The sequence below is a fragment of the bacterium SCSIO 12643 genome (genome assembly GCA_024398135.1).
In the GTDB taxonomy this organism is placed as follows: Bacteria; Bacteroidota; Bacteroidia; order Flavobacteriales_G; family Salibacteraceae; genus CAJXZP01.
Genome location: CP073750.1, coordinates 1,444,085 through 1,467,084, shown reverse-complemented (window position 1 = coordinate 1,467,084; position 23,000 = coordinate 1,444,085). Strand labels below are relative to the sequence as shown.

Annotated in this window: 23 protein-coding genes and 1 tRNA gene; 13 read left to right on the top strand and 11 right to left on the bottom strand. The window is 35.8% G+C overall.

Features of this window, described 5'->3' with window-relative positions; genetic code table 11:
• The first annotated feature begins 69 nt into the window (after positions 1-69).
• The 6 genes from KFE94_06450 to KFE94_06425 are packed head-to-tail and all read left to right on the top strand — an operon-like array spanning position 70 to position 7,724.
• Positions 70-2,790: a gliding motility-associated C-terminal domain-containing protein gene (locus KFE94_06450; GenBank protein UTW67748.1), complete on the top strand. Its 2,721-nt coding sequence runs from the start codon at positions 70-72 to the stop codon at positions 2,788-2,790.
• A gap of 6 nt (positions 2,791-2,796) precedes the next feature.
• Complete coding sequence (locus KFE94_06445) at positions 2,797-3,390, top strand: riboflavin synthase (protein UTW67747.1); 594 nt, start codon at positions 2,797-2,799, stop codon at positions 3,388-3,390.
• Between the two features lie 52 nt (positions 3,391-3,442).
• On the top strand, positions 3,443-5,293 hold the full coding sequence (locus KFE94_06440; GenBank protein UTW67746.1) for an ABC transporter ATP-binding protein: 1,851 nt from the start codon (positions 3,443-3,445) through the stop codon (positions 5,291-5,293).
• 10 nt (positions 5,294-5,303) lie between these two features.
• On the top strand, positions 5,304-6,776 hold the full coding sequence (locus tag KFE94_06435; protein ID UTW67745.1) for a T9SS type A sorting domain-containing protein: 1,473 nt from the start codon (positions 5,304-5,306) through the stop codon (positions 6,774-6,776).
• Position 6,777: 1 nt separating this feature from the next.
• On the top strand, positions 6,778-7,122 hold the full coding sequence (locus KFE94_06430) for a hypothetical protein (GenBank protein ID UTW67744.1): 345 nt from the start codon (positions 6,778-6,780) through the stop codon (positions 7,120-7,122).
• On the top strand, positions 7,122-7,724 hold the full coding sequence (locus tag KFE94_06425) for a YdeI/OmpD-associated family protein (protein UTW67743.1): 603 nt from the start codon (positions 7,122-7,124) through the stop codon (positions 7,722-7,724). Before KFE94_06430 ends, KFE94_06425 begins: the two co-directional genes overlap by 1 nt.
• Before the next feature lie 4 nt (positions 7,725-7,728).
• On the opposite strand, the gene KFE94_06420 is transcribed toward KFE94_06425, so the two are convergent.
• Positions 7,729-8,343 (bottom strand): redoxin domain-containing protein, encoded by a 615-nt coding sequence (locus KFE94_06420; GenBank protein ID UTW67742.1) that lies wholly within the window; start codon positions 8,341-8,343, stop codon positions 7,729-7,731.
• 82 nt (positions 8,344-8,425) lie between these two features.
• Positions 8,426-9,967, bottom strand: coding sequence for an acyl-CoA carboxylase subunit beta (locus tag KFE94_06415; GenBank protein ID UTW67741.1), 1,542 nt, complete (start codon positions 9,965-9,967; stop codon positions 8,426-8,428).
• A gap of 215 nt (positions 9,968-10,182) precedes the next feature.
• Between KFE94_06415 and KFE94_06410 the strand changes: the two genes are divergently transcribed.
• The 5 genes from KFE94_06410 (at position 10,183) to KFE94_06390 (ending at position 13,575) form a co-directional block, all read left to right on the top strand.
• Complete coding sequence (locus KFE94_06410) at positions 10,183-10,611, top strand: RidA family protein (protein ID UTW67740.1); 429 nt, start codon at positions 10,183-10,185, stop codon at positions 10,609-10,611.
• 88 nt (positions 10,612-10,699) lie between these two features.
• The gene (locus tag KFE94_06405) at positions 10,700-11,791 is read left to right on the top strand and encodes a TlpA family protein disulfide reductase (protein UTW67739.1); all 1,092 of its coding nucleotides are present in this window, start codon (positions 10,700-10,702) and stop codon (positions 11,789-11,791) included.
• Positions 11,792-11,846: 55 nt separating this feature from the next.
• Entirely contained in the window at positions 11,847-12,251 is a 405-nt protein-coding gene (locus tag KFE94_06400) for a hypothetical protein (GenBank protein UTW67738.1), read from the top strand.
• Positions 12,252-12,337: 86 nt separating this feature from the next.
• Positions 12,338-12,742, top strand: a complete 405-nt coding sequence (locus tag KFE94_06395) for a hypothetical protein (GenBank protein UTW67737.1) — start codon at positions 12,338-12,340, stop codon at positions 12,740-12,742.
• A gap of 56 nt (positions 12,743-12,798) precedes the next feature.
• Entirely contained in the window at positions 12,799-13,575 is a 777-nt protein-coding gene (locus tag KFE94_06390; GenBank protein ID UTW67736.1) for an amidohydrolase, read from the top strand.
• Here the strand turns inward: KFE94_06390 and KFE94_06385 are convergent.
• The 3 genes from KFE94_06385 to KFE94_06375 all read right to left on the bottom strand — a co-directional run bounded on the left by KFE94_06385 (position 13,568) and on the right by KFE94_06375 (position 16,200).
• Positions 13,568-15,232 carry an Ig-like domain-containing protein gene (locus KFE94_06385; GenBank protein UTW67735.1) on the bottom strand — a complete coding sequence of 555 codons (1,665 nt, stop codon included), beginning with the start codon at positions 15,230-15,232 and terminating at the stop codon, positions 13,568-13,570. The two genes, KFE94_06390 and KFE94_06385, sit on opposite strands and share 8 nt — an antisense overlap.
• The gene (locus KFE94_06380) at positions 15,232-15,720 is read right to left on the bottom strand and encodes a GAF domain-containing protein (protein UTW67734.1); all 489 of its coding nucleotides are present in this window, start codon (positions 15,718-15,720) and stop codon (positions 15,232-15,234) included. Before KFE94_06380 ends, KFE94_06385 begins: the two co-directional genes overlap by 1 nt.
• A gap of 72 nt (positions 15,721-15,792) precedes the next feature.
• On the bottom strand, positions 15,793-16,200 hold the full coding sequence (locus tag KFE94_06375) for a ComF family protein (protein ID UTW67733.1): 408 nt from the start codon (positions 16,198-16,200) through the stop codon (positions 15,793-15,795).
• A gap of 330 nt (positions 16,201-16,530) precedes the next feature.
• On the opposite strand from KFE94_06375, the gene KFE94_06370 reads away from it, so the two are divergent.
• The gene (locus tag KFE94_06370; GenBank protein ID UTW67732.1) at positions 16,531-17,442 is read left to right on the top strand and encodes a hypothetical protein; all 912 of its coding nucleotides are present in this window, start codon (positions 16,531-16,533) and stop codon (positions 17,440-17,442) included.
• 6 nt (positions 17,443-17,448) lie between these two features.
• On the opposite strand, the gene pth is transcribed toward KFE94_06370, so the two are convergent.
• Genes pth through KFE94_06355 form a run of 3 tightly spaced genes read right to left on the bottom strand, consistent with a single transcriptional unit; the run spans position 17,449 to position 19,571 of the window.
• Positions 17,449-18,012, bottom strand: a complete 564-nt coding sequence (gene pth / locus KFE94_06365; protein UTW67731.1) for an aminoacyl-tRNA hydrolase — start codon at positions 18,010-18,012, stop codon at positions 17,449-17,451.
• 11 nt (positions 18,013-18,023) lie between these two features.
• Positions 18,024-18,620 carry a 50S ribosomal protein L25/general stress protein Ctc gene (locus KFE94_06360; protein ID UTW67730.1) on the bottom strand — a complete coding sequence of 199 codons (597 nt, stop codon included), beginning with the start codon at positions 18,618-18,620 and terminating at the stop codon, positions 18,024-18,026.
• Between the two features lie 15 nt (positions 18,621-18,635).
• Positions 18,636-19,571 (bottom strand): ribose-phosphate pyrophosphokinase, encoded by a 936-nt coding sequence (locus KFE94_06355; protein UTW67729.1) that lies wholly within the window; start codon positions 19,569-19,571, stop codon positions 18,636-18,638.
• Between the two features lie 201 nt (positions 19,572-19,772).
• Here KFE94_06355 and KFE94_06350 point away from each other — a divergent pair.
• Positions 19,773-19,856: transfer RNA gene (locus KFE94_06350), tRNA-Leu, on the top strand.
• Positions 19,857-20,203: 347 nt separating this feature from the next.
• Here the strand turns inward: KFE94_06350 and KFE94_06345 are convergent.
• From KFE94_06345 to KFE94_06335, 3 genes are read right to left on the bottom strand one after another with little or no spacing between them, the layout of a single operon-like run.
• Positions 20,204-21,778 (bottom strand): N-6 DNA methylase, encoded by a 1,575-nt coding sequence (locus KFE94_06345; protein ID UTW67728.1) that lies wholly within the window; start codon positions 21,776-21,778, stop codon positions 20,204-20,206.
• On the bottom strand, positions 21,768-22,352 hold the full coding sequence (locus KFE94_06340) for an HNH endonuclease (protein UTW67727.1): 585 nt from the start codon (positions 22,350-22,352) through the stop codon (positions 21,768-21,770). The genes KFE94_06345 and KFE94_06340 overlap by 11 nt, the downstream gene beginning before the upstream one ends.
• 2 nt (positions 22,353-22,354) lie before the next feature.
• Positions 22,355-22,999, bottom strand: a complete 645-nt coding sequence (locus KFE94_06335) for a hypothetical protein (protein ID UTW67726.1) — start codon at positions 22,997-22,999, stop codon at positions 22,355-22,357.
• Position 23,000: the final 1 nt, after the last annotated feature.

Sequence of the window (23,000 nt, the reverse complement as noted above, 5' to 3'; positions counted from 1 at the left end):
ACAATTTTTTAGTTATTATACTATACTTTTGTAGAGTAAACATCGTTAGCTATAGTAACATAGGTTTATATGAAAAAAACACTAATCGTTTTTTTATTCTCATTACTACTTTTCCCGCTTGGTTTATGGGCTACACATAACCGTGCGGGTGAGATTACCTATGAACATATTTCGGGTTTAACCTATAGAATTACCGTGACTACATACACCAATGAAAGTTCCGTAACTGCGGATAGATGTTCATTGGATGTTTTTTTTGGTGATGGAACTTCAGCAACCGTAAATAGAGTGAATGGTGGAGCTTGTGGTGGTGGAGGTTCTGCCGGCTGTCAGCATTGTGGTGTGAGCATTGGAAATAATACAAAGCTGAATGTTTACGTTACAGAACATACTTATCCAAGTACAGGGACTTATCGTATTACCATGGAAGATCCCAATAGGAATCAGGGTGTGGTCAATATTCCAAATTCGGTGCAGGTTGTATTCTTTATTTATGCGGAGCTCAATATTTTTCCAGGAGGAACTGCGAATTCATCTCCACGATTAACAAATCCACCAGTGGATGATGCATGTTTAAATGTTTTATATGAGCATAATCCGGGAGCTGTAGATCAGGATATCTCTAATAATGGATTGAGTGATAGTTTATCATATAAGCTCGTCACCTGTTTAGGTAATGGAGGAGCACCAATTCCTAATTATACCTTACCTGATAAATGGGGGCCTGGACCGGATAACACGATTTCGATTGATCCTTTAACCGGAACCTTGAGTTGGGATAGCCCGAAAATACAAGGAGAATATAATGTAGCGATTTTAATTGAAGAATGGCGAAGAATTGGAGGTACAATCACTAAAATAGGAAGTGTATTACGGGATTTGCAAATTACAGTAGATGTATGTCAGACCAATAATCCGCCACAGATTCAACCAATGACAGATACATGTGTTACGGCCACTGAAGCTTTAAATAAAACGGTTACGGCCATAGATAATGATTTCTTACCACCGAGTTTTATTGAGCGCCAAAGTGTAGAATTATCCGCTACAGGTGATCCGTTCTATGTTCAGGGAAATAAAGCAAGTTTCCCGACCAAAACAGCAGAACGTATCGTTTCGCAGGATTTTGATTGGTCCACGCAGTGTAATCACATTCGTAGTTATCCGTATTTCGTAGTCTTTAGGGCACAGGATAATGCACCTAATGTCAGGTTAACAGATTATCTGGATTGGAGGATAAATGTTTTGGCACCTGCGCCAACCAATATTAATGCGGAACCTTTCGGAGCAGGAATTAATGTGACCTGGGGATATTCGCAGTGTACCAATGCGGCAGGATATAGAATTTATAGACGCCTGGACTCATTAGGATATGAAGCACCATTGTGTGAAACCGGAATTCCGGCATCTACGGGATATCAATTGGTAGGAAGTACAGTAGGAGCCGGATCGACTACGTTTTATGATAATGATAATGGAAAAGGATTAATTAGTGGGCAGAAGTATTGTTACATGGTATATGCATATTTTGATGATGGAGCGGAGAGTTATCCTTCAACAGAGAGTTGTGCGACACTAAGAAAAGAAGTCCCTATTATTACCCGTGTGAGCGTAAATACTACAGATGCGATCAATGGTAGTGATACCGTGAAATGGGCAAAACCGACAGAATTAGATGTTCAGAAATATCCGGGACCATATCAATACAAAATATTAAGAAAAGTCAATAATGGGAATTTTACAATTGTAGGTTCCTCCATCATTAATGCTGATCTGAATCTTATTGATACCGTTTTTGTGGATACTGGGATTAATACCCGAGATAATCAACATACGTATCAAATTGAGATTTATAGCAATCAAGTGCTTGTTGGGCCATCCAGAACAGCAACTTCGCCATGGTTGAAATTAAAACCACTAGATAATCGTATGGAATTGTCATTGAATATCGATGTTCCTTGGCAGAATAGAACGATGTACGTCTATCGTCAAAACTCAAGCGGAAGTTTTGATTATGTAGATTCAGCAAATACTCTTGTATTTACGGATAGTAATTTAATAAATGGACGAGAGTATTGTTATTACATTACAACCAAGGGAGATTATGCGGATACCACATTAGAATTCCCAATATTGAATAATTCGCAAATCAGATGCGATACGGTGGTTGATAAACAGCCTCCATGTCCTCCTCAAGATCTGACCATCAAAAGTGAATGTGAATTGTTTTTTAATGATTTGGCGTGGTTAAACCCAAACGATATTTGCGATACAACAGATGATGTGGTGAGTTATAACATTTATTACAGACCATTTAGCGAAGGGGATTTCTCGGTGATTGAACAAGTTCAGGGGGCGACAAATACAACAAAACTGTTTGATAATCTGGAATCTGTTGCAGGATGTTACGCGATTACTGCAATTGACTCATTTGATAATGAAAGCCCATTTAGTAATGTAGTCTGTGTGGATAACTGTCCGTATTACGAGTTACCTAATATTTTTACTCCGGGTAAAGACAAACAGAATGATTTTTATGTTCCATTACCAGGTTGGAGATATGTACAGGAGGTGGATATGACGATTTACAACCGTTGGGGTGAAGTGGTATATACCGCAACTGATCCAGCATTGGGATGGGATGGTAGTACAACAGAAGGAAGAGGGCTGCCAAACGGAACGTATTTTTATGTATGTAAAGTCTATGAAATAAGATTGGAAGGAATCGTAGAGCGTATTTTAAAGGGAACTGTAACTTTGCTGCGTGAATCGGGGCAACCCACGAATTAAAGCGACATGTTTACAGGAATTATAGAAGAAGTAGGAAAGGTTACGAAACTTCAAAAAGAACAAGAGAATTTACATATTACCCTAACATCCGGAATTACATCAGAATTGAAAATTGATCAGAGTGTGGCGCACAATGGTGTGTGTTTGACTGTGGTGGATATTCAAGATTCAGAATATACGGTTACAGCCATTAAAGAAACTTTGGATAAATCTAACATTGGAGATTTTCAGGTTGGAGATGAGGTAAATCTAGAGCGGAGTATGATGATGCAAGGTCGTATTGACGGACATATTGTACAAGGCCATGTAGATCAAATTGCACATGTGGTGCGTATTGATGAAGAAGACGGAAGTTGGAAGTTTGGATTCGAATACGATAAAAAGCAAGGAAATTTAACAGTTTCCAAAGGGTCAATTACTGTAAACGGTGTAAGTTTGACCGTTGTAGATTCAAGCCCCGGACATTTTAGTGTTGCAATAATTCCTTATACGATTGCGCACACCAATTTTAAGAACTTTGTGATGGGTACAAAGGTGAATCTGGAATTCGATATTATTGGGAAGTATGTAGCAACTTATATGTCGCAGCTACAAGCTTAAAGATGTAATTTTTATTTCATAATAGCTTGAATTACGAAATTAAAATCGCTAAATGAAAAAACTTTTTAGTTTATTAAAACTGATAAAAGGGTATAAATTTCCGGCATTTTTAAATGTGTTGTTTAACCTGTTATCCGTTGTATTTGGTCTTTTTTCACTTGGGATGTTAGTGCCGTTTTTGAATTTGATTTTTCTAAAATCAGATGCGGACTACATGGTTTATATTGAAAATAAACCGGAAGCTCTTACACTAAGCTCGGATACCATCACCAATTACTTCAATTATTACATGGCTGATATGATTATCAGTAATCCGGAAGGGGGTAGAATGGATGCGCTGGTGTTGATTTGTATTCTGATCTTGATCTTCATTTTTGTAAAGAATTTAACCAGATATTTGTCTTATTTCTTTTTAGCTACCGTAAGAACAGGGGTAATGAAAGATCTAAGAAATAGTGTGTATCAAAAGGTGGTAGGATTGCCCATCGCCTATTTCAATGAGGAAAAGAAAGGGGATATCATGTCTCGTATGACCAATGATGTTCAGGAAGTGGAATGGACGATCATGACATCCTTAGAAATGATGTTTAGAGATCCATTCTCAATAGTTATTTATTTGGGAACGCTGGTTTGGATTAGTCCGGAGTTGACGTTATTTGTGATTCTGATATTACCGTTATCCGGATATGTAGTGGGAAGTATAGGTAAATCTTTAAAGAAGACTTCTGAAGATGGTCAGGATCAAATGGGAGGTCTGGTGGCTATGATGGAAGAAACTATCACAGGACTAAGAATTATCAAAGCATTTACAGCGGAAAAACTGACGATTTTGAAGTTTCAGAAAATGAACGATAATTACACAGGTTTAATGACCAAAATGTATCGTAAAAGAGATTTGGCTTCTCCGGTGAGTGAGTTTTTGGGAATTGTAATCATGGTTTTCGTGATCTGGTATGGAGGAAGATTAATTCTGACGGATGAAAGTCAGGCATTAGAGGCTTCAGCTTTTATCGCTTACATCGTGATCTTTACGCAAGTAATTCCACCAGTGAAATCGTTCACTGTGGCGATATATAATGTGCAAAAAGGACGAGCTTCTTTAGATCGAATTGATAAAATTCTATTGGCGGATCAGGTAATAAAGGACCCTGTGAACCCAGTGAAGAAAACGGAATTTGAATCTGATATCGTATATGATCATATTCGTTTCAAATATCAAAAAGATGAAGTCCTAAAAGGAATTTCGCTAAATATCAAAAAAGGACAGACCATAGCTTTAGTGGGACCTTCCGGAAGTGGAAAGTCTACTATTGCTGATTTGTTACCTAGATTCTATGATGTGCAATCCGGGAGTATTTCTATTGATCAGCAGCCGATTACTGATTTTAAAGTTGAGGACCTAAGAGCTTTGATAGGAATTGTAACCCAACAGAGTATCTTGTTTAATGATACGATAAAAGGGAATATTCTTTTCGGAAATCCTGATGCGACTCAAGAAGAAATAGAATATGCCGCAAAAGTGGCGAATGCACATGAGTTTATTTTAAAACTTCCTGGAGGTTATGATTACAACATAGGTGATGCAGGTGCAAAGTTGTCTGGCGGTCAAAAGCAACGATTGAGTATTGCCAGAGCGATCTTAAATAATCCTCCAATTCTGGTTTTAGATGAGGCGACTTCTTCATTAGACACAGAAAGTGAAAAGTTGGTTCAGGAGGCTTTAGATGAATTAATGAAGTCAAGGACATCCATTGTGATTGCTCACCGTCTATCAACTATTGTGAATGCCGATAAAATTTACGTTATTGAGCATGGAAAAATCGTAGAAGAAGGAACACACGATCAATTGATAGAAAAGAACAATGTGTATAAAAAACTCTATGATTTACAGTCGTTTAACTAAATTAAGTATTATGAAAAACACTCTTACCTCGTTTGCTACTTTGATTTTAGCTTTGGGTGCTACTGCTCAAATTACTATTGACTCTGCCGATTTAGGGAGTATTGGAGATCAAATAACTATTGCTTCTGATACCAATGTAACTGGTAAAACCGTATCACCAGCGTCAAGTACAGCACAGACATTTGATTATACAATGTTAAATGTATCTAATGCGGGTAATATTGATTTTTTAGCTCCAGGAGCTACTCCAGGTTCATCGGATTTTCCTGCATCGAATATTGTGATTTCTAATGGAGCAGAATATGTGTACGGGATAAAGACCATTACCGATTTTAAAATGGATGGTTTGTATGGCGACTTATTTGGTACTGGGGTAGTGGGTTCTTTGGATTTTGATCCGGATATGTTGATGATTCCATTTCCTTTAGATTATAACGACACTTATTCGGCAGGTAATGTTACGGATACGATTGTTGAGGATACAGTTACGGGAATCTTTGATTCATTAAGACTAAAAAGTGTTCGTCAAATTACCAGTTTGGTAGATGCATTTGGTACTTTGAATTTACCTACAATGTCAGATAACGTTATACGAAAGTATGATGTTGAGGTAAGTACTGATTCTTTATGGGGACAGGTATTTGGAATTTGGCAACCAATCCAACAATCTGTTACAACAAGATATTATTATAGATTTTTAGCAAAGAATAAAAGCTATTACTTATTGGAGGTAGAGGCAGATGCAACTGGAAATGTCATGACTGCAGATTACCAAACTGGCGCTGCATTGGTTGCAGGAATTACCAATATTATTCCTGCATCATGTTATGGTGTGGCAGATGGTTCTTTAGAAGCTGAAGCAATTGGAGGAACCCCGCCTTACTCTTATGTTTGGAGTAGTGGACAAACTACTGCGATCATTACAGGATTAGCTGCAGGGACGTATACCGTGACAGCTACCGATGGAGCAGGAGCGACTTATATGGCACAACAAGATATTACACAACCGGATTCAATTACAATCGTTTCTACACAAATCGGTCCGGATCATGGATTAACTGATGGATTTGTTTATATCAGTGCTTCAGGAGGTACTCCATCTTACAACTTTGTGTGGTCTAATGGAGAAACAACTCAAAATATCGATAATCTAGCACATGGTGATTACACGGTAACTGCTACAGATAATAACAGTTGTTCAAATTCAGCGACTTTTACGGTAGATAATTTAACTAGTGTAACAGATATCAATAATACAGATGAGGTTTCATTGTATCCAAACCCGTCAAACGGACAATTAAACATTAAGACATCTAAGAAATGGAACGTTGAGGTATATGATTTGATGGGTAAGCGTATGTTAACCGCTAAAGGTAATGGTACAAGTCAAATGGATTTATCTGGTTTAAATTCTGGCATGTATTACGTATTAATTACTATTGATGATCAAGTATTCAGACAAAATCTGGAGCTGATTAAATAAAATGTCTGTCGAAGATATAGTAAAGATATATGATGAATTGGTTACGTCTTTCCCGGATATAGAAAGGAAGGGAAAGACGATGCCATATACTTCTCTAAACGGAAATATGTTTTCGTTTGTATCTAAAGAAGGTCATGTGGGATTTCGTTTATCCACTGAAGATCGTGAATGGAGTATGCGAGAGTTTCAAACACGACCTATGTTTCAGCATGGACGAGAAATGAAGGAATATGTTGAAATTCCATCTAGTGTATTAGAAGATACGGATGTCCTAAAGCAGTTATTCCAAAAGAGCTGGAATTATGCGCAAACGCTGAAACCAAAACCAACCAAAAAGAAAAAATAATGGAAACAAATACTCAGGTAGAAAATTACATTTTAAAGAAAGAAAAATGGGTAAAAGAACTTGAGTTACTTCGTAGTACCGTTCTAAGTTTAGGGCTGGATGAAACCATTAAATGGGGCGCTCCGGTGTATTGTGATGGAGGTAAAAATATTGTTGGTTTCGGTGCGTTTAAGTCTTATGTAGGACTATGGTTCTTTCAAGGAGCATTATTAAAAGATGCGCAGAATAAACTCATAAATGCGCAAGAGGGTAAAACTACCGCTTTACGTCAATGGCGTTTTGAATCTTTCGATAATATCGTAGAAGATATGGAGTTGATTGAAACCTACGTCAAAGAGGCTGTTGAAAATGCCAAGGCAGGAAAAGAAATTAAGCCTCAAAGAAATAAAGCGTTGGAGGTTCCTCAAGAGCTTCAAGATGCTTTTGAAAAGGATGCTGTTTTAAAAGATAAATTTGAAGTGCTATCGCTAAGTAAAAAGCGAGAATTTGCAGAACATATTGGTGCTGCCAAAAGAGCTCAAACAAAACAAAGCAGATTGGAAAAGATTATTCCGATGATCTTTGAAGGAGTTGGGTTAAACGATAAATACAAGAAGAAGTAAAACTTTATTTTACATCCTTAATCTTGCATCCCACTTCAGTGGTGATTGCCGGATCAGGAGTAATTCCAGAAATATAGTTTCTCATCGCATTCAATGCGTAAGTAGTATTCACTTTTGATGCATCCTTATGGTTGTCATCGATAAGTCCTCTGTATACCAATCTGAAATTGCTGTCAAAAAGAAATACCTGAGGAGTTGTTTTAGCACCTAATGTATGTGCAATAGCTGCATTATGATCTACTAAATAAGGGAATGTATACGCATGTGCTTTTGCGTGTTCTTTCATCGCTTGAAAAGAATCTTTGCCGTTTCTTTCCGCAGAATTTGAGTTAACTACCACAAATCCTAATCCGTTTGCATGACAATACTTTGCCAATCCATCGTATCGGTCTTCCCAATTATTAGAGTAGTTGCAATCATTAGAAGAGAATAAAACAACCATTCCATTTTTTTGGACATAAGCCCGTAATGGAGCATCTGCTCCATCCATGTTAGTTGTAAGTTCTCTAAATGCTGCCGCACCAGATTCACCAATTTGAAGCGGGCCATGAATCGTGATAAACGACATAGCGGTTAAGGCAACAAAAACAATAAATGAAGAATAGAATGCTTTTTTCATAAGAAACAGTTTATTAATTAACATCAATTATTACAATTGGTTGCCTTAAAGCTACAGAAAAGGTTTTTCTGTGATCACTTTTTTAAAGTGGAATATTACCGTGCTTCTTTTTTGGTAATTTATCCACCTTATTTTCAAGGCTTTCAAACGCTAATATAAGCTTTTCTCTGGTATCTTCCGGAAGAATCACATCATCCACATAACCTCTGGATGCCGCACGATATGGATGCGCAAAATTTTCAGCATATTCAGCTTCTTTTTGCTTCCACATTTCTTCAGGATTATCTGCATTTTTAATGTCATTTCTAAAAATGATTTCTGCCGCACCCTTAGCTCCCATTACTGCAATCTCCGCACCTGGCCAGGCGAAGTTCATGTCTGCACCAATATGCTTTGAATTCATTACATCGTAAGCTCCACCATAAGCCTTACGCGTAATCACTGTAATTCTTGGAACGGTAGCTTCACTAAATGCATAAAGCAATTTCGCGCCATTGGTAATAATAGCGTTCCATTCCTGGTCGGTTCCCGGAAGGAATCCAGGTACATCTTCGAATACCAATAATGGGATGTTGAATGCATCACAGAAACGAACAAAACGAGCTGCTTTTTTAGAAGAGTTGATATCCAATACTCCTGCAAGTACAGCTGGCTGATTAGCTACAATACCAATTGATTTACCTGCTAATCTGGCAAAACCAACAACAATATTGTCCGCGTATTCTTTATGAACTTCATAAAAAGAATCGTAGTCAATCACACCTTGAATTACATCATGAATGTCGTATGGTTGATTAGGATTTTCTGGTACGATATTATTTAGCTCAGGTCTTGTTTCATTTCCAAATTTATATGGAACAGAAGGAGGATTTTCCTCACAGTTTTGAGGGATGTAAGACAATAGATTACGTAATTTTTCGAAAGCTTCGATTTCGTTTGCCGCAGTAATCTGACTTACTCCTGATTTAACAGAGTGCGCAGATGCACCTCCTAAATCTTCTGAGCTCACGACTTCATGTGTTACGGTTTTCACAACGTTAGGACCGGTAACGAACATGTAAGAAGTGTTTTCGACCATCATGATAAAATCCGTAAGCGCTGGAGAATAAACGGCTCCTCCGGCACAAGGCCCCATAATAGCTGATAATTGTGGAATAACACCACTAGCTAAAGTATTTTTATAGAAGATATCTGCATAACCCCCAAGAGATACAACTCCCTCTTGAATTCTAGCACCACCTGAATCATTTAAACCGATAATTGGAGCTCCGTTTTTCATGGCGAGATCCATTACACGAACAATTTTTTCTGCATGTGCCTCTGCCAAAGACCCTCCTAGTACAGTAAAATCCTGAGAGAAAACATATACCAATCGACCGTTGATTTTACCATAACCGGTTACAACTCCGTCACCCAAAAACTTTTGTTTATCGAGTCCAAAAAGCGTTGATCTATGAGTGACCAATTGACCCAACTCTTGAAAAGATCCTTCATCCAATAGGAAATGGATTCTTTCGCGTGCAGTTAGTTTGCCTTTTTTGTGTTGCGCATCAATTCTTTTCTGGCCACCACCGAGCTCAGCTTCTTTTTTTATCTCGAGTAATTTTTTTGACTTATCGTCCATCAAACAAATATTTTTGGCTGAATAACTTAGCCATTCCAGAGGATATGGCCATTTTTAAAGCCTCCAAAGATAGAAAAGACGCGGTATTAATTTTCGTATTTAAATAAAATCTACAAAAATCAAATTAGAAAAATGAAGTGGGTGTATTTATCCCAGTAGAACCAATCCTTTTTTCGTTGATTCACTACATTTGTGGCTAAATCAAAATAAACAAAATGAGTTCAGATAAAATAAATGCTTCAAATGCTCCAAAACCAGTAGGAGCTTATCCTCACGCCCGTCAAGTTGGAAATTTATTGTTTTTATCTGGTGTAGGACCAAGAACTGCAGGTTCTGATGGAACAGATTCAAAAGTACCAGGGTTAAAGGTGAATGCAAATGGTCATTTTGAAGAGTTTGATTTCGAAGCACAATGTCATTCTGTTTTTAACAATGTAAGAGCAGTATTGGAAGCTTCAGGTTCGAAATGGGAAAACCTGGTGGATGTTACCGTTTTTCTTGTGGATATGAAAAGAGATTTCTTAACCTTTAATCGAATTTATGCGGAATATTTCTCAGACGTTCAGCCGTGCAGAACTACAGTAGAAATTAATGCATTGCCAACTCCAATTGCGATAGAGCTAAAGTGTATTGCTACGATATAAAGTAGTTTTTACGTAAAGATCCTTTTGTCTGTAGGGTTACAGTTTTAGTGTAGTTTAAGTCGCAAGTTTGCGGTTTAAGATTGGATATATGCGTAAGATTTTAGTGGTGTTATTGATTGGGATGACCCAATTTTTGAATGGTCAATCATATCAGTTTACCATAGCAGGGAGCTTCTCTGAAATAAAAAGTAAATCAGGAGCTTTAAAGCTATGGGATATTGATCATAGAAAGAATGTTTTTGTTGACTCCATTCGAATTGATGCAGGAGGAAATTTGGATTATACCGCGCATCAGGAACCAGGCTTATATGTTCTGAGTATTGATGACGTTGGAGAAGTGTATCTGGCTGTAGATAATATGCAAAGAGTCCGGATTTCGTATAGTCAAAAAAAGTTAATGGCTTCTGGGGCAACGGATGTGGAGTTATTAAATGCGTACGAAGTATTTAGAAAGGAATCACTGTCTAAATGGATGGATGATGTACGTAGGGAAATCAGAGAAGCTAAAAAATCTGAAAGAACTGAATTCATTGATTCCTTGGCTTTAATTGAAAATAGAAATTATGCAGCGCATCGAAAGGAACTTACAAATTGGGTGGAAAACAATATGGGGACTTCAGTCGCGGTATACGCTACTAGTTTAAGATGGTCCTATTCAGATGTGAACTTTATGAAACGTTTGTTACCCGAATTTAAGAAGGAGCATCCAGATTTAAAAATCACTAAATTACTGGAAGAAAAAGTGGCAAGATTTAGCCGAGTGGCTATTGGTCAACAATATGTCGATTTTGTAAGTCAGAGTCCCAATGGTCAAGAGGTTTCGTTAAGTTCTATTAAAGGAAAATACGTGCTACTAGATTTTTGGGCGTCCTGGTGTGGACCATGTAGAAGAGAGAATCCGCATTTGGTAAAACAATATAATCGATATCACAAAGATGGGTTTGAGATTATCGGGGTATCCCTGGATAAAAGAAGTTTCAGATGGGTTTCAGCTATTGAAAAAGACCAACTATCCTGGACTCAGGTGTCTGATTTAAAAGGGTATTCCGGAGCGGCTCCTATGCTATATAATGTTTCTGCTATTCCTTCAAATGTGTTAATGGATTCCGAAGGAAAGATTGTCGCATATAACCTATTTGGAAAAGATTTGGAAATGAAATTACAGGAGCTTATGAAGTAAGTTTTTGATTTTGAGTCACATTAATTGTATTTTAGTGAACCTAAAACATAATGTTATGAGAGGTTCTGTAGTTTTATTTCTGTTTTTTATTGGATTGGTTTTTTCTGCATGTGAAAAGGTAGAGTATGAAAAAGAGAATAAAAAGGGTAATTTTTATGGCGTTTGTGGAGTTGGATGTGGTGTTGATTTTTGTACCGATTCTTCTTATGAAAATCCTGATCAGGTAGCGTCAGATGTAGAAGTTTATATTCTGGAACCGCTAGTAGTATCAGATGAGTGTGGCTGTATAGTGAAAGGAATGGTCAAGTATTTAAAAAACGGTGAGACAGCCGCAATGGTATCCTATGGAAATGGAGAATGTGACGATATTGCTGAAAAGATTTTATGTGTGAATGGTGATTGTGATGATAAAAATGCAGTGAAGTGTATGTTTACCTTGAAATGTGATGTTTCTGACTAATGTGATTTAAAATTTAATCTGAAAATAAAATTTGTAGGGTTTAAAATGGGTTGTATATTAGGGACTTAATACTAAAATTTTTACCTATGAAAAACTCTCTTAGCTTACTATTAATTCTTTTAGGATTATTTTTTACGGCCTGCGAAAAAGAACAACCTATTGTAGAAGAACCACAAGAAGATGTATGGATGTGTTATACCAGTTTCTGTCATGATTATGCTTATGAAAACCCAACGTCTCCTCCAAAATGGCTAGAAGTAGAAATAGTAGAACCATTGGTATATTCTGATGATTGTAAATCTTACGTTAGTGGCGTAGTAAAATATTTATGGGTGCATAATCAAGAACCATTGGTTATGGTACGTTACGGAAATGGAGAATGTGATGGGGTTGCAGAAAAAATTCATTGTATAGATGGAGATTGTTACGATGAAAATGCTGAAAGGTGTGAGTATATTACAAATTACAATTTGCAAAACACAGATCATTAGGATCAATTAAATCTGATTTCTTTATTTTTTGAAGATAGAAACCCTAATTTCGCTTTATGGAAGCGATAAAGGTATGTTATATCCAGGCAGATTTGCATTGGGAAGATATTGACAAAAATTTAGAAATGTTTACGGATAAATCGGAAGGGATATCCGAAAATGTAGACCTTTTGATATTACCAGAAATGTTTTCTACAGGTTTCTCCATGGCTCCGGAAAAATGGAGTGAAACAGAGGAAGGGAAGGCTTTAATGTGGATGAAGAATATGGCTGTGTCCAAAGATTGTGTGGTTACCGGAAGTGTAATTATTCAAGAAAAAGGGCAGTATTTTAATCGTTTGTTTTGGGTTCAACCCAATGGAGAGTATAAGTCTTATAATAAAAGACACTTATTTTCTTTTGCAGGAGAAGATGAACATTATACTTCCGGAACTGAAAGATTGATTGTTGATTTAAAAGGTTTTAAAATCATGCCATTGATCTGTTACGATCTGAGGTTTCCGGTATGGAGTCGTAATGATGTGGATTATGATTTGGCTATTTATGTAGCCAATTGGCCTGAGCGTAGATCATATTACTGGAAACAGCTATTAATTGCACGCGCAATAGAAAATCAATCTTATGTGATTGGGGTTAACCGGGTAGGAAATGACGGCAACGATATTTACCATTCGGGAGATAGCGTATGTTTAGATCCCCTTGGTGGAATGGTTTATTCTTCGAAACCGGGGATAGAAGAAGTGGCTTGCTTTCAAATTGAAAGAAAAGTAATTCAAACGGTGAGAGAAAAGTTTAATTTCTTAAATGATCAGGATGCGTTTCAAATTACTTGATTTGAACGTTCCAGGTTTCTTCCATATCCCAGTTTGATCTGATCTCCACAATTCCATCGTAATATATGATTTGCTCTGGTTGAGTTTGATCAATCAAATTACCTGTGTCCCACTTTTTATTATTGTTTTCATCTAAGATTAGACGTACTTTGTATTTTCCAGGGATAGCTAAATCATGAGAAATAACATCTCCTGACTTGATTTTGTAGTCCCTAACAAATTTGTCTTTTTGATCCAGAATTTCCAGTAATAGCGGCCCATTATATCCAGGGACATTAACTGTAAATTTAAAGCTTCCATAATCTTCAAACTTGTTTGTTTTGAATTTTAAAATGGTAGTATCATTTTTCTGGTTAATAATGTCAGTAAAGGCTCCTGAATAAAAAATAAAGGCGTATTCCTGATTAGAATCCCATTTATAATTAATCACCATTGACCTGATCTCTTTAGTGGTCCCTCTCTTGGCAGTTGGGAGGTCCATTGAAAGTTTGCCCGACTTAAACATTTGTTTTACCGGAACGGTATCCTTTCCATGCACAAATAACATACTATCTGTATTCCATTTTATTGGAGGTCTTCCAAAGTTTAATTTTAGGGTGTCAAAATAGTGATGAACGTTGTTTGATGTATTTAGTTTTAAAGGTAATGGAATTTTTGTCTGCTTTCTTTTTTTCAGTTTTTTATAGAACTTTTTACGATCCTCAATGTTGATATCAATTGTGTCTAAAAAGCCCAAATCATCTTTAATGATTATGTTGACAGAGTCTACATCTTTATCTCCCTTAATCCAAAATTTAAAACTGTCTTGTTTTATTTCCTCTATGATATAATTGACAGTATCCGGTTGGATTTTGAATTTAGGTTTCTTCAAATCTGAATGAAAGCCTAATACAAAAGAGTAGTAATCTCTTGAAAAATCTTTTGAAATATATTGAGTCGTATCTGCTTCTTTAAATAGAACGAAATCTACCTGATTATCTTTAGATGGGTTGATATTCTTATGATAAAAACCAATATTAGTTTGAGGAACGTATTTATAGTCAGCGCCAGGATTTTCTAAAACAAATATTTGATAATTTGCAGGTGTCAGGTATTTTAAGTGATATTTTCCTGTTCCATCTGTTTTGGTAATATATGTTGGATTGCCATTAAAAATGGCAGAATCATCAGCTACATTATGTAATAGAACAGTAGCATTTTTTATAGGTTTTAACGTGTATGCATCCTTTACTGTTCCAGAGATTTGACCTGAGTCTAATGTTAAACCTGTTGAAACCACATATAAATTACTATCTAATGGATTGTTCTCATTTAAATCTACGATTGCATTTCCAAAATTGAAATTATAAGTAGTATTTGGTTTTAGGGTGTCTTTAATCTCAAAGAAGACTCTTTTCCCTTTGATTTTATACTCAACAGGATAAGTTAGTGGTGGAGATACAACCAGCTCAGAATTAAGCGACTTAATTTGAACATATTCGTCAAATTCCATAGCGAAGACATGACCTTCAAAACCTGTAGATAGATTTTGCGGACTACTTCTCAGAATTTTAGGTGGTGTAGTATCTTTTTCACCTCCATTTAGAGGTCGTGGCTGTGCGCATTTAACAAGAATCAGCGCGACAAAACAAATGACTATAAAATGTGTTATTTTCATTAACAGTCTAAATTTTTGGTGATTAAAAGACACAGCTTTTCCAGATATTTTTGATCAGTCTCATCGAACATAGCTTCTTGGGCGCTATCTATGTCTAAAACTCCAATGATGTTGTTTTCAAGGTCGAACAAGGGAACTACAATTTCAGATACACTGTCAGAACTACAAGCAATGTGACCTTCAAACTCATTCACATTTTTAACAATAACTGTATTTTGTTCTTTCCAGGCCGTTCCGCAAACGCCTTTGCCCATTGGAATGCGTGTACAGGCAATTGGTCCTTGGAAAGGTCCTAAAACAAGTTGTTTTTTATCGACTAAATAAAAACCAGTCCACAGATGGTCAAATGTCATTTGAATAGCACTGCATGCATTCGCTAAATTGGCAATCAGATTAACTTCTCCGGCAATAAGACTTTGGACTTGCGGAAGCAAAGTCTCGTAAGCATCTTTTTTGCTTGTTTTATTGATTTGAAGATTTTCTGACATGGGTGCAAATATAGTTATTGCACAGGGTGGAAGAACATATTTTTTAAGTGTTTAAAATATCTTATGATTTCTCTAATCATTGGCAAAAGCCAACGATATAATACTAATAGACGAGCCTTGTATTTGTAGAATTTGTTTGGCACAAGCTTCAATAGTAGCCCCTGAAGTAATCACGTCATCAACGAGTAAAATATGTTTGCCTTGAAGGCGTTCAGGATGCATAATGCTAAATACATGTTGAACGTTAGTCCATCGATTAAAAAGTCCTTTTTTCGTTTGTGTACTGTTGTCTGTGGATCGGGTTAGTGTGGATATGTCCAGAGGTAAGTTCAAAACCTTTGCCACTCCTTGTGCTAGTTTTTCTGATTGATTGTACCCACGCTTTTTAAATTTTTGAGGATGTAGTGGAACCGGAATGATGAGGTCAATTTCTTTAAATCGGTTAGAATCCAATATTTGAGCCCCTAGTAACTCTCCCATATGTAAAGCTGACTCTGGATTATTATGATATTTGAATTCATGAATGATTCTTTGAATTTTGCTCTTTTTTGAGTAGAAAAATCCGGATGTTGCTTCTCTAACTGGAATTTTTATCCAAAATAGTTTTTCAACTGGATTGGGGCTATAGTTTTCGAATTTAGTAAGCGGTAAATCTAATTGACATTGAAGACAAATTGTCGATTCTTTTTGGAGTAATGTGTGGCCGCAAGCTATACATGTTTCAGGATAAAGTAAAGCTATAAAATCAGTTAAAAGAGTATATAAAAACGGTTTATTGGAATAACTTTGGGCCATAATTGAATTAAAATTATGGAAAATCAAGGAGACAGCCAAAAAAAGCCAATTGTGCAATATGTATTGATTGCATTATTAGTATTGATTTCGGGAATGGGAATTTACTTACTTATTGAAAACCGAAACCTAAAACTGGCATTGGAAGACTGTGGAGTATCTTATGATACAATGGAGAGTGAGAAGAAAGAGGTGATGCACGATTTGAAGGAGATGGCTGCTGAATATGATTCTTTGATGACCGATAATGATTCTATAAATTCTGAGTTGACTTCGCAGAAAGAAAAAGTAGATAAATTGATGGCTGATGCGAAAAAGTACAATTGGTCAATTTATAAGCTTAAGAAGGAGGCGGCTACTTTGCGTGAAATTATGAAGGGTTATGTGAGAACCATTGATTCTTTAAATACCGAAAATGTAGAATTAAGAGCAGAAAATCTGAAAGTAAGAGATGAATTAGGGGCAAAGGAGAATGAAAATAGTAAGCTTAAAGAAAGTAACTCCGAATTAGAAAGTAAGGTGAGATTAGGAGCTAAGTTAGCCGCACTTAATTTCGAGGTATATGCTCAACGTGTAAAGCGTAATAATATACATAAAGAAACTTCAAGAGCCAGTAATGCAGAGAAGATAAAAGCTTGTTTTACCATTGATGAAAATGAAGTGACTGAAGCAGGGAAAAAGATGGTGTATCTGCGTATTATGACTCCAGAGGGAACTGTATTAGCTGAAAGGTCGGATAATTCAAATACATTTGAATTGAATGGTGCACGTGTATTATACTCTGTTAAAAAGGAAGTAAATTACGAGAATAAGCAACTGGATTTATGCATGTATTGGGATGTAATCAATGCATTAACTCCAGGAGAATATTTTGTGAAAGCTTATATATCTGGTGATGAGGTTGGCTCCGCATCTATGGTTTTGAAATAGGGAACCCTATTTATTGTTAAATTGAGACATGGTCTGTCCAAGACCAATAGAGACAAAACTTTGCACAAGTTTGGTGCAGGTTGCTAAGCGTTCAGGAAGTAGCGACTTTTCGTCAGAGTTCCATTCCCCCAATACATAGTTGGCCTGTGACCCGGGATTAAAGTCATTTCCTACGCCAAATCGAAGTCGGGCATATTTGTTATGTCCCAATATTTGATTGATACTTTTAAGTCCATTATGACCTCCATCGCTTCCTTTTCCTCGAAGACGTAGTTTACCAAATGGCAAAGCAATATCATCTGTGAGAACGAGTACACGATCTACAGGGACTTTTTCTTTTTGCATCCAATAATTAACAGCCTTACCACTTAAATTCATATATGTGGAAGGCTTAAGCAAGATAATCTGTCGTCCTTTAAACTTGACAACAGCTTTAGAGGCTAACTTATCGGGTTCAAAAAAAATACTCGATGAACCAGCAAGTTCATCGAGTATTTTAAATCCTATATTATGTCTGGTTTCTGAATATTCTGAACCGATGTTTCCTAATCCAAAAACAAGATATTTCATATAATAACGAATTAAGCTTCAGCTTCAGCAGCTTCTTCCTCTTCTTCTTCGTCATCCTGAACCGCACCACGAGCAGTTTTAACTGCAACGATCACGTTAGACGCAGGGTCTAAATACTCAAGACCTTCAGTTGTCAAGCTTCCAACTTTGATAGATTGACCAATACGTAATTTTGTAATGTCAATTTCAATATTTTCTGGCATGTTAGCAAGCTCACCTTTTACCTTAAGCTTTCTCATTGGGGTTCTTAATTTACCACCATTTTTAACACCAGCAGAAGAACCAGTCAAAGCGATAGGCAATGACACAGTAACAGGCTTACCGTCTTCTAAGAATAAGAAGTCAGCATGAACTGGTTTGTCAGTTACAGGGTGGAATTGAGCATCTTTCAACAAAGAGCTATATTCTGTTCCGTCAATGTTTAAGATTACATTATATACATCTGCAGTATAAATAATCTTGTCAAATGATTTTTGATCTACAGTAAAGTGGATTTGTTTTCCACCGCCATACATAACACATGGCACCTGGTCATTGTTTCTAGCGTCTTTAGCTCCTGTTTTACCTAAATTCTCTCTAACCGAACCTGTGATTGATATTGTTTTCATTCTACTTGTTTGTTTCTATACTATAAAGTTATTGCTGATAGATTCGTGGTTTTCTAAACTACGAATAACCTCTGCAAATAAATTAGCTACTGTTAAAACTTTTATTTTACTTGACTCTCCTTTTAAAGCGATGGTGTCTGTAACGATCATCTCTTTAATAACAGAGTTGTTAATTCTTTCATATGCCGGACCTGATAAAACAGGATGCGTACACATTGCACTAACGCTTGCAGCTCCTTGTTCCATCATTAATTCTGCAGCTTTACAAATGGTACCTGCAGTGTCAATAATGTCATCAATGATCAGTACGTCTTTACCTTTTACGTCACCGATAACCATCATGTTGTCGATTTTATTCGCAACACTTCTTTGCTTGTAACAAATAGCCATCTCTAATCCTAAGTATTTAGAGTATGCATTGGCTCTTTTTGTACCACCGGTATCAGGGGCAGCAATAACTAAATTATCCAGATTGAAGTTTTCCTGGATATAAGGTAGGAAAATGCTTGAAGCATATAAGTGATCAACTGGTATTTCAAAGAAACCTTGAATTTGATCAGCGTGTAAGTCCATCGTCATAACTCTGGTTACACCTGCCGCACTTAATAAGTTAGCAACAAGTTTAGACCCGATAGCTACACGAGGTTTATCTTTACGATCTTGTCTGGCAAATCCAAAATATGGCATTACCGCAATGATTTGGCGCGCAGAGGCACGTTTTGCCGCATCAATCATCAGAAGCATTTCCATTAAATTGTCTACAGGTGGATTGGTAGATTGTAAAAGAAAAACATCTTGTCCACGTACTGTTTCATTAAAGTAAGTGGTATACTCTCCATCACTAAATTTAGGAATGGATACATCGCCCAATCCAGACCCGTATGCTTTAGCGATATTCTCTGCTAAATCAATGTCTGCGTTGCCTGTAAAAAATTTTATTCTATCTCCCACGATATTACTGCTTGAAAAAGGGCTGCAAATTTAATTAAATAATACACACTTATCCAAATATTTACACCTAGTTGTTTTTAGTTGAGTTTGAACTCATAAGAGATTTATGAAGAGTGATTTTTTCAAGAAGATCAAATTTTATGAGGTTGAGAATAAAAAAATATTAATTTCGCGCTGTATTTCTGAGGAAATAAATGTTCTGCCCGGGTGGCGGAACTGGTAGACGCGCTGGATTCAAAATCCAGTTCTGGCAACAGAGTGCGGGTTCGATTCCCGCCCCGGGTACTGGACGGGATAAACTAGCTAGTTTATCCCGTTTTCTTTTTGATATTCAGCGTGTTAAGTAGGGTTTTGCTTTTTGTTTTCATATAAAATGCAGTCTACTTCTTTGTAAAACACTGTAAATCAGCTATATTTGATTCGACTCCCATTGCCCTTAAAAACTTAAAATTCATGTTAAGTCTAGACCATTGTAAGAAAAGATTAGAAAAATACGGTAAAAAGTATACGGACGAAGAAGTGAAAGATATAAGAGAATTTCTCTATTTTCTTGTTAGTTTACATGAAGAAAATTCTAAAGCTAAAATTCGTAATCGGAAAAAACAGAATAATGAGACCTGAAATATTTTGGTTTAAACTCTTAATCTTTTTCGCTTCAATTTATTCCTAATTTTTGTCAATTGTAATAGCTCTTCATTGCCTATCCCTAACGTAGGATTAAGTATCGCTAAATCATTTTGGGAAAAGATGTCTTCAATATTTTTCTTGTTTTCAAATCTCTCAGTGAAATTTTCAAATTGAAGATTATCTATTTCAACGTATGGCATTGACAGTTTTTTAAATTCACTTGGAACCAATTCTAAAACACCTCCACCATAATATCTTCCTTCAATTTCTGACAATAAAAGAGTCAATGTATTATAGAAAGAGAATATGAAACTATTTAAGTCGTATTGATCTCTCATTTTAACTTTATAAGCTGAATCCGTTACAAAAGCATTTGAATTATTCTTTAATAATTTGGGATATAAATGACTTCTTTTAAAGAAAAATGCATCAGGTACATCAGAAATGTTAGGGATTACATACCAATTGTTTCTTAGTTTACACTTGTACCTGTTGTGAATTTCTTCTTTCTCACCAAGAGTTAAGTATTCTCGAAGTTTCTTAGAGATTCTATCTTCATTAGTGAGTTGTAGCAACTTGGTGGGATAATCATTAGCTTCTAGTTCTTCAAGATCTGAACGATTGAAAATAACACTACCATTCACAAAAAGCCCTTTTTGAATAATTGGTTTGGTAAATCTTGATAGATTATATTTCTTTTCAGTTTCTTTATCAATAATAAAGAACTTATTCGCAGCAGTTACAATGCCAGGTTTAGAATCCGAATAATGATTAACAGTTAGAAGTTCTTTTTTAAGATTTCCTATAAATGTCAATTCATCATCTGTTAAAAAATGATGTGTCCATTTTACTTTTGAAGAAACAAGTAAGTTATTGTTTTTTAAAGTGAATTTTCCTGTTTCAAGTGTCTCTTTTGAATCTATATTAGCAAAAAACTCTCCTCTATTATTTGATTTTTTAAAAGCAAAAAGTACAATAGTATCTTGTCCTTTGCATTCAAACATTAGATCATTGAATGTGAAAATTTCAATTCTTTGAAATTCTTTTTTTAGGTACTCCCGAACTTCTTCAGCAAATTTCACTTGCAATAGTTCAGAAGGTAAAACAAATGCAAGAACACCATTATTATTAAGTAGTTTATTGGATTTGATTAGGAATGTTGTCCAAATATTTTTAACCGAAGCTTCTGAAAGCCCCTCTTTAAAGTGAATTTCTTTACTTAAATCAATCTGTTTTTTAGTCAGTCTATTTTTTTTGACATAAGGAGGGTTTCCAACAACTGCGGAATATTTATTAGTATTGGAAAAGTCAAGGAAATCAGTTTTTATGAATGCCGCATTTTTCTTTTTCCACTTTTCAGAAGCTTTATCTAATTCTTCTTGGTTAATATCTAATGCGGAGAGTTTGATTTTTATATCAGTTGACTTAGCTAATTCTGAAACAAAAGCACCATCACCAACACTAGGCTCTAAAATGGACATACGTGTTTTGTCCTCAAAATGAGACAGAACTCTTTTTGAGATAAAACTTGCCAAGTATGAAGGCGTATAATATGAACCAGTATTTTTCTTAGTGTCCAACGTTACTTAAGTTTTTTACGTATTTTCTAAATTCTCTGTATGCTTCCAATAGTCTATTTTCAATATCACTATTTGGTGATGCGTCAAGCAGGGTCTCTATTTCCTCAATCAATTGATCTAGCAAATCAATATTCCATATAATCTCGTGTTGCGGTTTGTATAATTTCATTGCATTATACATCCATTCACCAAGTTCAGTTTTTGGTCTGATACTACCAGTTTTTAACCTTTCAAACTGATTGTTGTAACCATCATCACATGGGTCAATAAACCCTTTGTTACTTTCATTATGTTTATTTTCATCACCAGTTGGCCACTTTGCTCTTTTAGCATTATTACAAGATCGACACGAATAAACTAGGTTGGAATAATCTGTTTCACTTATTGTTTTTAGATATTTCTTTGGAACAAAGTGGTCAATTTCAAACCAAACAAATCTCCATGTGTCGATATCATTACAGTATCCACATCTATTTTGATAATCTAATTTTAGATCGTCTCTATGTTTTCCGTACGCTGAAACATCAGTTGTAATATTTCTCCTCTTTGGAGTATGCTCTCGAAAAACACTCATAATTATTTATTTTTCTTTTTTAATTCCTCTAAAATTTCCTTTGTCTGGCTCACAAAATCATTCAGTTTAGTGATTGCTTCTGGCTTAATTAGATTGGCGGGTATATCCTTTCCTTCAGGTTCTAACTCATCCATTAGAATAAACAATTTGGTCAACTCCTCTTCTTCAGTTGTTTCTAAGGTATTTTCGTTTCTTTTCTTAACTAATTCTTCAATTCTACTCTCAGTATTTTTTATTAGTGAATAGTATCTGTCAATATTTGATTTGATTTTGACTTTAAGTATTTCCAAACGTTTTTCATTTTCACCATCAAGAATATCTTTACCATTAATAATATTAACATCTTCAGTTTGACTGATAGCTTGAGGTTCATGAGCTGTTAACATAATAGCAGGAAAATGAGGTTTATAATCTCTTACCGCATCAACTATTTTATTGCCATTAAAGTCTACCTCACCTGTTTCGTCAAGTAAATAATCTGTTACTAAACCATCAACATCATTGTCGAAAATTGTGCTTACAATACTATCCAATGTAGTCGTAGCATCCGCTTTGATTCTAATTATGTCAAAATCTCCTTTAAATGTTTGATAGAATGTATTTAGCCACCCACTATCTTCGTCTATATATGCTAACTTGTATTTCATT

What these genes read in the sequence shown, in the direction of transcription:
- KFE94_06450 (UTW67748.1), top strand. Translation starts at nt 70, where the DNA reads ATGAAAAAAACACTAATCGTTTTTTTATTCTCATTACTACTTTTCCCG.
- KFE94_06445 (UTW67747.1), top strand. Translation starts at nt 2,797, where the DNA reads ATGTTTACAGGAATTATAGAAGAAGTAGGAAAGGTTACGAAACTTCAA.
- KFE94_06440 (UTW67746.1), top strand. Translation starts at nt 3,443, where the DNA reads ATGAAAAAACTTTTTAGTTTATTAAAACTGATAAAAGGGTATAAATTT.
- KFE94_06435 (UTW67745.1), top strand. Translation starts at nt 5,304, where the DNA reads ATGAAAAACACTCTTACCTCGTTTGCTACTTTGATTTTAGCTTTGGGT.
- KFE94_06430 (UTW67744.1), top strand. Translation starts at nt 6,778, where the DNA reads ATGTCTGTCGAAGATATAGTAAAGATATATGATGAATTGGTTACGTCT.
- KFE94_06425 (UTW67743.1), top strand. Translation starts at nt 7,122, where the DNA reads ATGGAAACAAATACTCAGGTAGAAAATTACATTTTAAAGAAAGAAAAA.
- KFE94_06420 (UTW67742.1), bottom strand. Translation starts at nt 8,343, where the DNA reads ATGAAAAAAGCATTCTATTCTTCATTTATTGTTTTTGTTGCCTTAACC.
- KFE94_06415 (UTW67741.1), bottom strand. Translation starts at nt 9,967, where the DNA reads ATGGACGATAAGTCAAAAAAATTACTCGAGATAAAAAAAGAAGCTGAG.
- KFE94_06410 (UTW67740.1), top strand. Translation starts at nt 10,183, where the DNA reads ATGAGTTCAGATAAAATAAATGCTTCAAATGCTCCAAAACCAGTAGGA.
- KFE94_06405 (UTW67739.1), top strand. Translation starts at nt 10,700, where the DNA reads ATGCGTAAGATTTTAGTGGTGTTATTGATTGGGATGACCCAATTTTTG.
- KFE94_06400 (UTW67738.1), top strand. Translation starts at nt 11,847, where the DNA reads ATGAGAGGTTCTGTAGTTTTATTTCTGTTTTTTATTGGATTGGTTTTT.
- KFE94_06395 (UTW67737.1), top strand. Translation starts at nt 12,338, where the DNA reads ATGAAAAACTCTCTTAGCTTACTATTAATTCTTTTAGGATTATTTTTT.
- KFE94_06390 (UTW67736.1), top strand. Translation starts at nt 12,799, where the DNA reads ATGGAAGCGATAAAGGTATGTTATATCCAGGCAGATTTGCATTGGGAA.
- KFE94_06385 (UTW67735.1), bottom strand. Translation starts at nt 15,232, where the DNA reads ATGAAAATAACACATTTTATAGTCATTTGTTTTGTCGCGCTGATTCTT.
- KFE94_06380 (UTW67734.1), bottom strand. Translation starts at nt 15,720, where the DNA reads ATGTCAGAAAATCTTCAAATCAATAAAACAAGCAAAAAAGATGCTTAC.
- KFE94_06375 (UTW67733.1), bottom strand. Translation starts at nt 16,200, where the DNA reads ATGGGAGAGTTACTAGGGGCTCAAATATTGGATTCTAACCGATTTAAA.
- KFE94_06370 (UTW67732.1), top strand. Translation starts at nt 16,531, where the DNA reads ATGGAAAATCAAGGAGACAGCCAAAAAAAGCCAATTGTGCAATATGTA.
- pth (UTW67731.1), bottom strand. Translation starts at nt 18,012, where the DNA reads ATGAAATATCTTGTTTTTGGATTAGGAAACATCGGTTCAGAATATTCA.
- KFE94_06360 (UTW67730.1), bottom strand. Translation starts at nt 18,620, where the DNA reads ATGAAAACAATATCAATCACAGGTTCGGTTAGAGAGAATTTAGGTAAA.
- KFE94_06340 (UTW67727.1), bottom strand. Translation starts at nt 22,352, where the DNA reads ATGAGTGTTTTTCGAGAGCATACTCCAAAGAGGAGAAATATTACAACT.
- KFE94_06335 (UTW67726.1), bottom strand. Translation starts at nt 22,999, where the DNA reads ATGAAATACAAGTTAGCATATATAGACGAAGATAGTGGGTGGCTAAAT.